The 12,108-nt window shown below is 70.1% G+C and carries 12 protein-coding genes, 1 tRNA gene and 1 pseudogene; 11 read left to right on the top strand and 3 right to left on the bottom strand.

What is annotated here, in order from left to right; genetic code table 11:
• Window positions 1-38 precede the first annotated feature (38 nt).
• The 9 genes from ABT025_RS33365 to ABT025_RS33325 all read left to right on the top strand — a co-directional run bounded on the left by ABT025_RS33365 (window position 39) and on the right by ABT025_RS33325 (window position 8,927).
• Window positions 39-1,613, top strand: coding sequence for an ABC transporter substrate-binding protein (locus tag ABT025_RS33365; RefSeq protein ID WP_351002393.1), 1,575 nt, complete (start codon window positions 39-41; stop codon window positions 1,611-1,613).
• Window positions 1,614-1,645: 32 nt separating this feature from the next.
• Complete coding sequence (locus tag ABT025_RS33360) at window positions 1,646-2,674, top strand: ABC transporter permease (RefSeq protein ID WP_351002392.1); 1,029 nt, start codon at window positions 1,646-1,648, stop codon at window positions 2,672-2,674.
• Between the two features lie 2 nt (window positions 2,675-2,676).
• Window positions 2,677-3,567, top strand: coding sequence for an ABC transporter permease (locus tag ABT025_RS33355; RefSeq protein ID WP_351002391.1), 891 nt, complete (start codon window positions 2,677-2,679; stop codon window positions 3,565-3,567).
• 17 nt (window positions 3,568-3,584) lie between these two features.
• Entirely contained in the window at window positions 3,585-4,454 is an 870-nt protein-coding gene (locus ABT025_RS33350; RefSeq protein WP_502972083.1) for an ABC transporter ATP-binding protein, read from the top strand.
• Window positions 4,451-5,320 (top strand): ABC transporter ATP-binding protein, encoded by an 870-nt coding sequence (locus ABT025_RS33345; RefSeq protein WP_351002390.1) that lies wholly within the window; start codon window positions 4,451-4,453, stop codon window positions 5,318-5,320. The genes ABT025_RS33350 and ABT025_RS33345 overlap by 4 nt, the downstream gene beginning before the upstream one ends.
• Window positions 5,321-5,388: 68 nt before the next feature.
• Window positions 5,389-6,729 (top strand): LLM class flavin-dependent oxidoreductase, encoded by a 1,341-nt coding sequence (locus ABT025_RS33340; protein WP_351002389.1) that lies wholly within the window; start codon window positions 5,389-5,391, stop codon window positions 6,727-6,729.
• Between the two features lie 111 nt (window positions 6,730-6,840).
• Window positions 6,841-7,665, top strand: a complete 825-nt coding sequence (locus ABT025_RS33335; protein WP_351002388.1) for an alpha/beta hydrolase — start codon at window positions 6,841-6,843, stop codon at window positions 7,663-7,665.
• Between the two features lie 75 nt (window positions 7,666-7,740).
• The gene (gene ssuE / locus ABT025_RS33330) at window positions 7,741-8,298 is read left to right on the top strand and encodes an NADPH-dependent FMN reductase (protein ID WP_351002387.1); all 558 of its coding nucleotides are present in this window, start codon (window positions 7,741-7,743) and stop codon (window positions 8,296-8,298) included.
• Between the two features lie 83 nt (window positions 8,299-8,381).
• Complete coding sequence (locus tag ABT025_RS33325; protein WP_351002386.1) at window positions 8,382-8,927, top strand: AAA family ATPase; 546 nt, start codon at window positions 8,382-8,384, stop codon at window positions 8,925-8,927.
• Window positions 8,928-9,023: 96 nt separating this feature from the next.
• Here ABT025_RS33325 and ABT025_RS33320 read toward each other — a convergent pair whose 3' ends face one another.
• A complete protein-coding gene (locus ABT025_RS33320) occupies window positions 9,024-9,602 on the bottom strand; it encodes a DinB family protein (protein WP_351002413.1) in 579 nt (192 codons plus the stop codon).
• Between the two features lie 103 nt (window positions 9,603-9,705).
• Here ABT025_RS33320 and ABT025_RS33315 point away from each other — a divergent pair.
• Window positions 9,706-10,033, top strand: a pseudogene (locus ABT025_RS33315) (helix-turn-helix transcriptional regulator); the annotation flags it as partial.
• A gap of 126 nt (window positions 10,034-10,159) precedes the next feature.
• Here ABT025_RS33315 and ABT025_RS33310 read toward each other — a convergent pair.
• Entirely contained in the window at window positions 10,160-10,825 is a 666-nt protein-coding gene (locus ABT025_RS33310; RefSeq protein WP_351002385.1) for a helix-turn-helix transcriptional regulator, read from the bottom strand.
• Between the two features lie 67 nt (window positions 10,826-10,892).
• On the opposite strand from ABT025_RS33310, the gene ABT025_RS33305 reads away from it, so the two are divergent.
• Complete coding sequence (locus ABT025_RS33305) at window positions 10,893-11,735, top strand: oxidoreductase (protein WP_351002384.1); 843 nt, start codon at window positions 10,893-10,895, stop codon at window positions 11,733-11,735.
• A 242-nt stretch (window positions 11,736-11,977) separates the two neighbouring features.
• On the opposite strand, the gene ABT025_RS33300 is transcribed toward ABT025_RS33305, so the two are convergent.
• Window positions 11,978-12,051, bottom strand: a tRNA-Met gene (locus ABT025_RS33300).
• Between the last annotated feature and the right edge of the window lie 57 nt (window positions 12,052-12,108).

Genomic DNA, 12,108 nt, shown 5'->3' with positions numbered 1-12,108 from the left:
GCGATCCGGTTTCGGGGCCTCGCCACAGAGAGAATGAGATGTCCCCACGACTCACGACGTCCCGCCCCGGAGTGAACTCCCGGACGGCCCGGCGGGCCGGCGGCCTGCGGACCGCCGCCCTCGCAACCACCTTCGCCGCTCTGCTCACGCCCGTCCTGAGCGCCTGCGGCGGCGACGTCTCCGCCTCCGCCGGCGGCTCCACGCTGAAGTGGGCCTCCTCGTACTTCCCGGCCCATTGGGACCCGGTGGTCTCGGGCAGCGGCGCACAGTTCAGGGAACTGGCGCTGGTGTACGCCTCGTTGACGCGCACCGACGAGGACGGCAAGGCCGTCCCGGACCTCGCGGAGAGCTGGAAGTACAACGCCCGCGGCGATCAGATCACCTTCCACATACGCCCCGGCCTGAAGTTCAGCGATGGCGCGCCGGTCGACGCCGCGGCGGTCAAGGCGGCCATCGTGCGGGCCCAGAAGCAGAAGAACTCCGCCCTGTTCGGTGATCTGACGTCGATCAAGTCGGTGGACGCGAACGGGCTGGACGCGGTCCTCCACCTCTCCCAGGTCGACTACCAGATTCCGCAGCTGCTCGGCGAGCGTGTTCTCCAGATCGCCAGCCCCGAGGCGGCGAAGGACGCGGCAACGCTGGACCAGAACCCGGTCGGTGCCGGACCCTTCATCGTCAAGCAGCTGGTCCCCGGCACCAAGGCCGTCCTGACGAAGAACCCCGACTACTGGGACGCGAAGAACATCCACATCGAGAACGTCGAGCTGAACTCGGCCCCCGACGCCTCGACGGTCGTCTCGGGTCTGCAGACCGGTGTCTACAACTTCGCCGACCTCGATCCGAGCCAGGCCGACGCCGCCGAGAAGGCCGGCCTCGACGTGTTCTCCCAGCCCGGCTTCAACGCCTCCAACCTCAGCCTCAACATCAACAAGGCCCCGTTCGACGACGACCGGGTCGTCGACGCCCTCCGCTACGCGGTCAACCGCAAGGAGTTCGTCGACAAGCTGACCTTCGGCCACGGCGAGGTGACCGACCAGCCGTTCCCGAAGGGATACGTGGCCTACGACCCCGAGTCGGAGAACTCCTACTCGTACGACCCCGCGAAGGCGAAGCAGCTCCTCGCCGACGCGGGCCACGAGGCCGGTGACATCAAGCTGAACCTGGTCATCCCGGCGGAGGACCCCCAGGCCGAGATCGTGCAGTCGCAGCTGGCCGCGGTGGGCATCACCGTCACCATCAAGATCGACAAGAACTGGGCCACCCCGTTCTTCGCCAAGGACCTGGCGTTCTCCCTGTACTCGACGACCGGGCGCGATTCCGCCGTGCAGACGCTCACCGCCCACTTCGGCCCCAATGGCCCGCTGAACCTCAGCACGCCGTACGAGCCGGACGGCTTCGAGGCGGCCGTCGGCAAGGTCCGCCGCACACCGCTGGACTCGCCGGAATACGCCGACACGCTGCAGGAGGCGACCCGGGCGGGCCTGAAGAGCAAGGCGCTGATCTTCACGCACTCCTCGCCGAACCTCTTCGCCAAGAGCAAGCAGCTCTCCGACCTGCCGAAGAACCCCGCCCACATCGACTGGACCGGTGTGACTCTCTCCGGCGGCAACTGACAACCACTCACTGAAGAGAGGAGGCAGCCCCCATGACGACGACCGTTCCACAGGTCACACCCGCCCGGCGTGGCGGGGTGGCCGCGGCCAGGGCACGGCACGGCGCGGGCCGTGTGCTGGCCGCCCTCGCCCGGTCGGTCGCGATCTTCGTGCCCGTGTTCCTGGTCGCGACGTTCGTGACGTTCGCCCTGCGGTCGCTGAGCGGACTCAGCCCGGCGCGCATCCAGCTGGGCGAGGAGGCCACTCCTGAGGCGATCCACCGGATCGAGGCCCAATGGGGCCTCGACAAGCCCTTCCTGACCCAGTACTGGGACTGGTTCTCCGGGGTCCTGCACGGGCAGCTCGGCACCAGCTGGGTCAACGGCGCCGACATCTCGACGCTGATCGGACTCGGTCTGGGAGTGAGCCTCTCGGTCGCGACGTTCGCCCTGATCATCGGGGTGGTCGTCGGATTCGGCCTCGGCACCCTGGCAGCGCTGCGGCGCACCACCGCCGTCGACCGCGCGATCACCGGGTTCGTCACCGTGATCTCGGTGATGCCGGCCTTCGTCGTCGGCATCGTGCTGGTCGCGGTGCTCGCGGTCGGACTCCACCTGTTCCCCTCCGCCGGCTACATCCCGGCGGAGCAGGGATTCGGCCCCTGGCTCGCACACATCACCCTCCCCGCGCTCGCGCTGAGCTTCGACGTCATCGCGGACGTGGCCCGCCAACTGCGCGCGAGTCTCGTCGCGGCGTACGAGGAGAACTACGTGACGGGCGCGGTGGTACGGGGCCTGAGCCCGCGCCGGATCTTCTTCGGCCACGTCCTGCGCAACGGCCTCGGGCCCACCCTCGCCACGCTCGGTCAGAAGTTCCCGGCGCTGGTCGGTGCGTCCGTCGTGACGGAGTGGATCTTCGGCCTCCAGGGCTTCGGCAGGTTCGCCAACGACTCCGCCCAGGCCGGTGACGTACCGGCGGTGCAGGGCGTCCTCGTGGTGTCGATCGTGCTGGTCGTCTCCTTCAATCTGATCATCAATCTGGTGCTGGCCCGCGTGATGCCGGCATCCCAGCGGGGGGTGTGACCATGGTGCGCCGCGTTCTCGCACTCACGTCCGGACGGATCGCCGTCGCCATCCTGGTGCTGGTCGGACTGCTCGCCCTCCTCGGCCCGTGGCTCGCGCCACAGGATCCTCTGGCCACCGGCGACCAGCCGCTCGCGGCCGTGTCCGGCGCCCATTGGCTGGGCACGGACTACCTCGGCCGCGACGTGTTCAGCCGGCTCCTGGACGGTTCGCGCGTCAGTGTGCTCGGCTCCCTCGAAGTCGCGCTGATGGCGCTGGTCGTCGGCGCGGTCCCCGGCATCCTCTCCGTCTATCTCGGCCGGGTCTTCGAATGGCTCACGCTACGGCTGGCCGACACGCTCGTCGCCCTTCCGTTCCTGCTGTTCGCCATCGCCGTGATCGCGCTGCTGGGCAACGGCATCACCCAGGCCATGCTCGTCACGGGTGCGCTGGTCTCCCCGCTCTTCTACCGGGTGGCCCGCGCCGCCACGCTCGCCGTCGCCCGGTCCCCGTACGTGGAGGCCGCGATCATCTCCGGCGCCTCCGTCGGCTGGGTCGTGCGGCGCCATGTCTGGGTCAAGGTGCTCCCGCCGATCGCGGTCGCGCTCGCGCAGACCATCGGCGTCGGCTTCGTCATCGTGTCCAGCCTGACGTTCCTCGGTATCGGCGTCCAGCCTCCGGCGCCCACCTGGGGCGGGCTGCTCGCCTCGGACCTGGGCTACCTGAGCCACCAGCCGTGGGCACCGCTGGCTCCCGCCCTGCTGATCATGATCACGGTCTGGGCCTGCAATCTCCTGGCCGACGCCATTCGCGACGTATCCGGTGAGGCGGGCCGGGCGCTGGTCAACAGCCGCAGGGCCCGCGCCAACCGCCTCGACAAGACCGGTCCCGTCCCCGCCGGAGGTTCCCTGTGACGACGCTGTCCCCGAACATCACGAGCGGGCGGGCCGAGCCCGCCGTGACCAGCGGCATCACCGGTCCGAAGGCCGCACCGGTGCTCGCCCTTCGCGACGTACGCATCAGCGACCGCGTCACCGACCGGGAGATCGTCCACGGCGTGAGCCTTGAGCTCACGCCCGGCAAGGCGGTCGGCATCGTCGGGGAGTCCGGCAGCGGCAAGACACTCACCTGCCGGGCCGCCCTCGGCATCCTGCCCCCGCACTTCGACGTCTCCCAAGGCTCCATCGAGATCGCCGGGACCGACATCGCGACCCTGACCCTCCGCCAGTGGACCGACCTGCGCGGCTCCACGATCGGCGCCGTGTTCCAGGATCCGGCGTCCTACCTCAATCCCTCGGTCCGGGTGGGCGCCCAGATCGCCGAGGTGCTGCGGGCCAAGCTCGGACTGAAGCGGCGCGAGGCACGGCACCGGGCCGTCGAACTCCTGCGGGCGGTACGGCTGCGCGATCCGGAGCTCGTCTACGGCCAGTACACGTACGAGCTGTCGGGGGGCATGCTCCAGCGCGTCCTGATCGCGGCGGCCATCGCCGTCGAACCTCGGGTGCTCATCGCAGACGAGGCCACGACCGCGCTCGACGTCACCGTCCAGGCCGAGATCCTCGACCTGCTCTCCGAACTGCGCGAGCGGACCGGCCTGGCGCTCGTGGTCGTCTCCCACGATCTGGCCGTCGTCGCCCAGCTGTGCGACGAGGTCCTCGTGATGCGGCAGGGGGACGTGGTGGAGCAGGGCCCGACCCGGTCCGTCCTCCACGATCCGCAGCACGCGTACACCCGGCTGCTCATCGACGAGCACGACCAGTACGGCCTGGAGAAGTTCCTCGCACCGAAGGAGTCGTCGTGACCACCGAGTTCACGGGCGCGCGGCCCTCCGGCCACGAGGAGTCCCCCGGTCCCGTCCTGGACGTCACCGGCCTGGAGGTGCGGTACGGCCGGGGCCGCCGCAGCCGCCTCGCCCTGCACGACGTCTCGCTCAGCGTCTCCCCCGGCGAGACAGTCGGTGTCATCGGCGAGACGGGCTCCGGCAAGTCCACGCTCGCCCGTGCCGCGCTCGGGCTCGTGCCCGTCTCGGCCGGCTCGATCCGCATCGGTGACGAGGACGTGAGCGCGTACGGCCACCGCCAGTGGCGTGGGCTGCGCCGCCGCGGCGTGATCCAGTACGTCTTCCAGGATCCGTTGCGCAGCCTCGACCCGGACCTCACCATCGAGGACTCCCTCGCCGAGCCCCTGCTCGTCCAGGGCGTGCCACGCAAGGAGGCCGCCGCGCGGGCCCGTTCGTTCCTCGGCCGCGTCCATCTCTCCGCGGACCTGCTGGAGCGGCTGCCCGGAGAGCTCTCCGGCGGACAGCGGCAACGTGTCGCCGTGGCCAGGGCTCTCGTCACCGAGCCGAAGGTGGTCATCCTCGACGAGCCGGTCAGCGCTCTGGACTCCGCCAACCGCGTCCAGGTCCTGGAGATCCTCAAGGAGCTCCGGGCCACCGGAGTCGCCCTGGTCCTCATCTCCCACGACCTCGGGTCCGTGGCCGGGACCGCCGACCGCATCGCCGTGCTGTACCGGGGCGAGCTCGTCGAGGTCGGGACCGCCCGGGACGTCATCAACCACCCCCGGCACCCCTACACCCGGCTGCTCGTCAGCTCGGCCCCCACCTTGCGCACAGGCCCCGCCGACCGGGCCGAACGCGAAGCGCTGCGCGCACTGCTGAACGCCTGATCACCCGGTACGGCCGTCCGAGCACGTCACCACCCGGTCGTCCCGACCACCGTCGAAAGGAAACACCCATGTCCCGCACGATCCATCTCGCCCTGCACCCGTACGGCGTCGGAGGCCCCGGGCAGCACGGGCTCTGGAAGGACCCGCTCGTCGCCAAGAACGCCAGTATCGACATCAACTACTACATCCAGCAGGCCCAGGCGGCCGAACACGCGCTCTTCGACGCCCTGTTCGTCGTCGACAGCCAGTTCATCAACGACACCTACCCGTCGCACTATCTCAACCGGCTGGAGCCCCTCACCCTCCTGTCCGCGGTCGCCACGCACACCAAGCACATCGGCCTGGTCGGGACGGCGAGCTCGACGTACAACTCTCCGTTCAATCTTGCCCGCCGGTTCGCCTCCCTCGACCACATCAGCGGCGGTCGCGCCGGATGGAACGTGGTCACCAGCTTCGACACCGGCACCTCCAAGAACTACGGGCTGGACGAGCACCTCGACTACGCCACCCGGTACGGCCGCGCCCTGGAGTTCGTCCAGGTCGCCCGCGGTCTGTGGGACTCGTACGAGGACGACGCCTTCCCCGCAGACGTGGAACGCGACGTCTTCCTCGACCCGGCCAGGCTCCACGCGCTCAACCACGCCGGGGAACACTTCAAGGTTGCCGGCCCGCTCAACATCTCCCGCTCCGCGCAGGGACAGCCCGTCATCTTCCAGGCAGGCGTGTCCGCGGAGGGCCGCGACCTCGCCGCGCGGGTGGCCGAAGGCATCTACGCACCGGGCGGCTCACTGGAGCAGGCGCAGGAGTACTACGCCGACATCAAGACGCGCACCGCCGCCTACGGACGCAACCCCGACCACATCAAGGTCTTCATCCACGGCGGCCCTGTCGTCGGCGCGACCGACGAGGACGCCAGGCGCCGCGAGCGGGAGATCTTCGAGGAGGACAACGACTTCGAACGCAACCTCGCGCTCCTGGGCCGGTCCTTCGGCGCGTACGACTTCAGCGGTCATGACCTGGACGCGCCCTTCCCGGACGTCTCCCACCTCGCGGAGAAGGGGGGCCGAACGGGTGCGGCGAAGATCATCGAGCGCGCCCGGGCGGAGAACCTGACCCTGCGCCAGGTCGCGGAGTCGGTCAACGCGTTCCGCCGTTCGCCGTTCGTCGGTGCTCCGGAAACCGTTGCCGACACCATCGAGCGGTGGTTCGGCGCCGGCACCTTCGACGGCATCAACCTCGCCTTCCGGAACAACGACGACCTCAACCTGTTCGTCGACGGCGTGGTGCCGCTGCTGCAGAAGCGCGGTCTGTTCAGGACGGAGTACGAGGCCGACACGTTGCGCGGGAATCTCGGCCTGCCGGTCCCCGACAACCGCCACACCCGCGAGCGCGCGCTCGCGACCGGCTGACCGACTGACCCGCTGACCCACTGACCGGAGGGGCCCGAGGGGCGGGGGCGCCGAACACCGCGCCCTCCCCTCGAGCGCCACCCAACTCGATCCAACCCGCAGGAGCCTGACATGCCTGAGTACACCGACCACTTCGGCCCCGAGGGCCTCCGCACCCGCGGCACCGTCCTCGTGGTGCCGGGCCGGGGCGAGACCCGGGCGGCATACGCCCGGTTCGGCAGGCGCCTCGCCTCCGACGCCTACCGCGTCCGCGTCGTCGACGCGCCGGACATCGACGCCGGCGACCTGACCGGCTCGCTCGCCGGCTTCGGTACACAGCTCGTCGAAGCTCTCGAGGGCACCGCCACCGGCGACGAGGTCGTCCGCCCGGTCGTGGTGGTGGGGGCCGACTCCGGTGCCGCGGCCGTCGCCGCACTGCTCGGCCAGGACACGGCCCCTGGCTCCTGGCGACCTGAGGCGGTCGTCCTCGCAGGGCTTCCGGGCCACGCGGCAGCGGCTTCCGGTACGTGGGACCAGGAGCTCGACGTACGCACCTTCTGCCCCGCCCATCGCACCACGCTCACCCAGGATTCCGAGGTGCGGCGGGGCTCGCTCCGGGAGGCGGTCCCGGAGGCACTGCTCGCGGCGGCGTTCGGCAACAAAGGCAACGGCAACAGCGACCATCCGGGTGCGGATACGGATACGGATACGGGTGCGGGTGCAGATGTCCCGACGCTGATCCTCGTGGGGGACGAGGATCCGCTCGCCGACCGCGCCGCACTGGCTCGTACGGCGAAGTCCCTTCCCCGGGCACGGTTCTCGGTGGTCCGCGGCGGCCACCACGATGTCCTGAACGACCTCCAGCACCGTTCGGTGGCCGCCGAGGTCGTCACCTTCCTGGAGACCCTGCGCAACGAGCTGACGCCCGTGATCGCGGTGCGGTCCAGTGCCTGGTGAGTACGGCCGCCCGGCGCCGCACCCACCCCGTCGAGTAAGCCCGACCCACCCGTAATCGACCTGAAAGGTCTCCTCATGGCCACCATCCTGTCCGTCTCCGGAAGTCCGTCATCGACCTCCCGAACCGCACGGCTCCTGCACGACCTCGACGACCGTCTGAGGGACCAGGGCCACGACGTCACCTCGCTGGAGGTCCGTACGCTGCCTCCGGACGCGCTGCTGGGCGCAGACTTCAGGCATCCGGCGATCGTCGCGGCCACGAAGCTGTTCGAGGAGGCGGACGGGGTGGTGATCGGCACCCCGGTGTACAAGGCGGCGTACTCCGGACTCCTGAAGTCCTTGCTCGACCTGCTCCCGCAGTACGCGCTGGCCGGCAAGACCGTGCTGCCCCTGGCCACCGGCGGCAGCATCGCTCATGTCCTGGCGATCGACTACGCGCTGCGCCCCGTGCTGAGCTCCATGGGCGCCGCGCACATCGTGCCGGGGTGGTTCACGCTCGACAAGGACATCACCGTCGGCCACGACGGCGCTCTGACCGTGGCCCCGGACTCCGCCGAGGCCCTGGCGCAGGTGACGGACGCGTTCTCCACGGCGCTGGACAGCCGTACCGCCGTACTGGCTGCTGTCGACTAGGCCGCGGGGCCGCACAGGGACGAGCGGGCTGCGCGGGCCGTACATGATTGGGGCAAACATCATCCATGGGCCAAGGGGGCGGCGTGAAGGAACTGGAATCTGCGGTTGTCCTCATCACCGGTGTGATGGCCTCGGGTAAGTCCACGGTGGCCGAACTGCTCTGTGGGCGCCTGCCACGGGCCGCGCATGTGCGTGGCGACGCGTTCCGGCGGATGGTGGTCTCCGGCCGCGAGGAGCTGCTGCCGGAGGAAACGGCGCAGGCCAGGGCGCAGTTGGAACTCCGCTACCGTCTCTCGGCGCTGGTGGCCGACGCCTACGCGTCCGACGGCTGGACCGCGGTTGTCCAGGACATCATCCTGGGCGAGGACCTGCGCAGGTACGTGGAAGGGGTACGCACCCGTCCTCTGTACGTCGTCGTGCTGGCCCCCTCCACGGCAGCGGTGCGCAGCAGAGAGGCCGGACGGCCCAAGACCGGCTACGGGGTCTGGACGGTCGGTGCGCTCGACCGGTCGTTGCGCGTGGACACGCCGGACATCGGATTGTGGCTGGACAGTTCGGAGCAGACCGCTGACGAGACCGTCTCGGCCGTCCTCGCCCGCCTCCCCGAGGCACGAATCGACTCCTGTTGACGCGGGCGGGGATCACCCGCCGCGGGTGCGCGCCCGACGCACCGGTCTCGTCCACCGACTGCCACGAAAGCGCCGCCCGGATCGGACCGTCCTGGGTCAGGTGGCTGTCCGGCCGTCGATCGTCTCGCGCAGGATGTCCGCGTGTCCGGCGTGCTGGGCGGTTTCGGCGATGACGTGCAGCAGGACCCGGCGCACACTGCGCACCGCCCCCTGCTCGTACCACGGTGCTTCCGGCAACGGGTGGCACACCGACAGGTCGGGAACCGAGGCGATGGTCTCCTCGGTCCTGGCCGCGACCTGCTCGTAGCGGGCGACGACCCCGGCGAGGGTGTCGCCGGGCAGCATCCGGAATTCGTTCTCGTGGTCGGTGACCCACTGCGGGATCTCGCGGGCGGTCCCGGCGGCGAGATCCGCCCAGGTGACGCCTTCGGGCAGGTCATGGCTCATCGCCGAGGGACCCGAGACCACGAATCGCATCCAGCTCTCCTCGGTGGACGCGACGTGCTTGATCAGCCCGCCGAGGCACAGCGCACTGGCTGTCGGGCTCTCCCCCGCCTGCTCGTCGTCGAGTCCGCGGGACGTGGCGATCAGAGCCGCTCGTGCCGTCGCGAGCGCGGCAAGCAGGTCGACGCGCTCGGCATCGGCACCGGAGCGGGGCGGGGTGGGGGCGGTCATCGTGATCAGGCCTTTCCGGTGGTTCTCGTCGTCCGGCACGAAGCAACATTCCCGGGGAAAGCGGGGTCAGGTTACGGCCGCTTCTCCGGGCAGCAGGGGAGGCATGCCGAAGACATCAGCGCGACTGCTGTCGCTGCTGCCCCCGTTCCAGGGCCGCCGGGACCGACCGGGCGGGTTGCCTGCCGGGCGGGATACCGGCCCAGCGGCTGAACGTCAGTCCGCGGTCGGTCCGCCGCGATGTGGACCGGCTGCGCGAGCCGGGCTGTCCCGTACTCCCCTTCAAGGGGCCCGACGGCAGGTACCGGCTCGACGCGGGTGCGCACCTGCCGCTGCTGCCGTTCGACGACGAGCAGACGGTCGCTCCGGCCATCGTCCTTCGGACCGTCACGACCTCGGGTGCCGGAATCGAGGACGTCGCGGTACGCGCGCTGAAGGAGGACGGGCCCACGGGCCTGGCGTGTCACCGCAGCGTTCCGACGACCCGGCATGACCCTCGCGTCCTCATCGGACCGCGTTGATCACGACTCCGGACAGGGCCGGTACCTGCGGGACAGCCCTCAGCGAGGCAGCCCCAGCTCGCCCGCGCGCAGCCCTGCTTGGAAGCGCGAGCCGGCCTCGAGCGCGGCCATCAGCTCGGCCACGCGCCGCCGGTAGGTACGCAGCGAGACACCGAGCCGTCTGGCCGCCGATTCGTCGGTGAGCCCCGAACCAAGGGCTCTGAGGATCGTGCGGCCCTCGTCATCGAGATGAGGGACGTCACTGCGCAGATAGGTGTCGAGCTCGACGGAGTTTTCCCAGACCGCCGAGAGCAGCGAGTACACCCCGTCAACCATGGTCTGCGATGTCGTCACGCTGTACTCACGGCCCGCGGGCGCCTCCCGCCCGGCGAGGATCATCACCCGCCGGTCGATGATGATCGTCTCGTGCGGCAGCGGCGCACCGCTGATCCGGACGAGGGCCCCCTTGCTCTGCACCAGCCGCAGATGCGCGCGGGCTTTTTCGTCGGCGAGGGCCACCGGGCTGAGCAGCTTGCGGGAAGTGAAGGCCGGGGTGTCCGCGGCACGCATCCGGAGCTGGATCGCGGCCCTGGCCTCCGGCTGCGACCAGGTGTCGAGGTCCCGGGCAGCGCACAGGAAATCGGTGGACGCGGACGCGAAGAGGTGGCCGGCACGCGCGATCAGCTCCGCGTCCCCCTGTACCGAGAACATCTGTTCATTCCGCACCTCGCCAGTCTGGCATCAACCTGCCACGAGCTCGCCGGTACCCCTGCCTGCGGACACCATGAACCTCATGACGATCAAGACTTCCTCCCTCGGCGGAGACCTCGCTGTCAACCGCCTCGGCTTCGGCGCGATGCGGCTGGCGACGGGCACCTTCGACGGCCCGCCGCGAGCCCCCGAGACCGGCGTCGCCGTGCTGCGACGCGCGGTGGAACTGGGCGTGAACCACATCGACACGGCAGGCTTCTACCGCAGAGGAGCCGTGCGGGCGAACGAGCTCATCCGTACGGCCCTGACTCCCTACCGTGACGATCTGGTGATCGCGACGAAGGTCGGGCCACTGCCCGGACCCAACGGTGTACCGAGCGGGCAGGCGGCGCCCGGTCAGCTGCGCGCACTGGTCGAGGCGGATCTGCGCGCTCTCGGTCTGGACCGGCTCGACCTGGTCTATCTGCGGGTGGGTGGCATGACCGGACCAGGCGGCGAGTCGATCGCGGAACGCTTCGCGGTACTGGCCGGGCTCCGGGCGGAGGGGCTGATCCGTCACCTGGGGGTCAGCAATGTCGACGCAGCCCAGTTCGCCGAGGCCCGGGCGATCGCGCCCGTCACCGCGGTGCAGAACCAGCACACCGATGACATGGGGCTGCTCGCGGAATGTGAGGAGTCGGGGATCGCGTACGTGCCGTACTTCCCGCTCGGGGGTGGCATCACCCCACTCGACACCGAACGGCTCGGCAAGGTCGCAGCACGCCTGGGCGCCACCACCGCCCAGGTACGAATCGCCGCACTGATGGCGGCGTCACCGGCGGTGCTGGCGATTCCCGGCACCGGTTCACTCGATCACCTGGAGGAGAACCTCGCGGCGAACGACCTCGTTCTCGGCGAGGAGGACCTGTCCGATCTACGAGGCTGACCGGCCGCTCCGGTAGCTCGCAGGCGACGAGCCTCCGGCACGCCCGTCCTTCAGGTGGCTTGTCGCCGCCACAAGGGGTCAGGTCCTGGAAGATCCCGGCCGGTACCTCGGCATCGTCATGACCGGCCGGACTCCGGGGCCGGTCGCCCCGACACCAGCGGACTGCCCGTCAGTGGGCCTCCCGGCGCAGGACCAAAGCGAGGCAGGGCCCGGAACCTGAGTTCCGGGCCCTGCCTCGTCAGTAGCGGGGACAGGATTTGAACCTGCGACCTCTGGGTTATGAGCCCAGCGAGCTACCGAGCTGCTCCACCCCGCGTCGTCGGCTCCGAGGGCAGCCTCGGCATCGTCGTCAAGGCCGTGCTCGCGCTCAAGC

This window comes from Streptomyces sp. NPDC002809, from assembly GCF_040295435.1.
Taxonomy (GTDB): domain Bacteria; phylum Actinomycetota; class Actinomycetes; order Streptomycetales; family Streptomycetaceae; genus Streptomyces.
Note: the sequence above shows the minus strand (reverse complement) of the source record. Positions and strands in the feature narration are given on the sequence as shown.

Bases quoted from the DNA above. Each gene is read 5' to 3' on its own strand.
- ABT025_RS33360 (WP_351002392.1), top strand. From the start codon at position 1,646: ATGACGACGACCGTTCCACAGGTCACACCCGCCCGGCGTGGCGGGGTG.
- ABT025_RS33335 (WP_351002388.1), top strand. From the start codon at position 6,841: ATGCCTGAGTACACCGACCACTTCGGCCCCGAGGGCCTCCGCACCCGC.
- ABT025_RS33365 (WP_351002393.1), top strand. From the start codon at position 39: ATGTCCCCACGACTCACGACGTCCCGCCCCGGAGTGAACTCCCGGACG.
- ABT025_RS33320 (WP_351002413.1), bottom strand. From the start codon at position 9,602: ATGACCGCCCCCACCCCGCCCCGCTCCGGTGCCGATGCCGAGCGCGTC.
- ABT025_RS33305 (WP_351002384.1), top strand. From the start codon at position 10,893: ATGACGATCAAGACTTCCTCCCTCGGCGGAGACCTCGCTGTCAACCGC.
- ssuE (WP_351002387.1), top strand. From the start codon at position 7,741: ATGGCCACCATCCTGTCCGTCTCCGGAAGTCCGTCATCGACCTCCCGA.
- ABT025_RS33355 (WP_351002391.1), top strand. From the start codon at position 2,677: ATGGTGCGCCGCGTTCTCGCACTCACGTCCGGACGGATCGCCGTCGCC.
- ABT025_RS33340 (WP_351002389.1), top strand. From the start codon at position 5,389: ATGTCCCGCACGATCCATCTCGCCCTGCACCCGTACGGCGTCGGAGGC.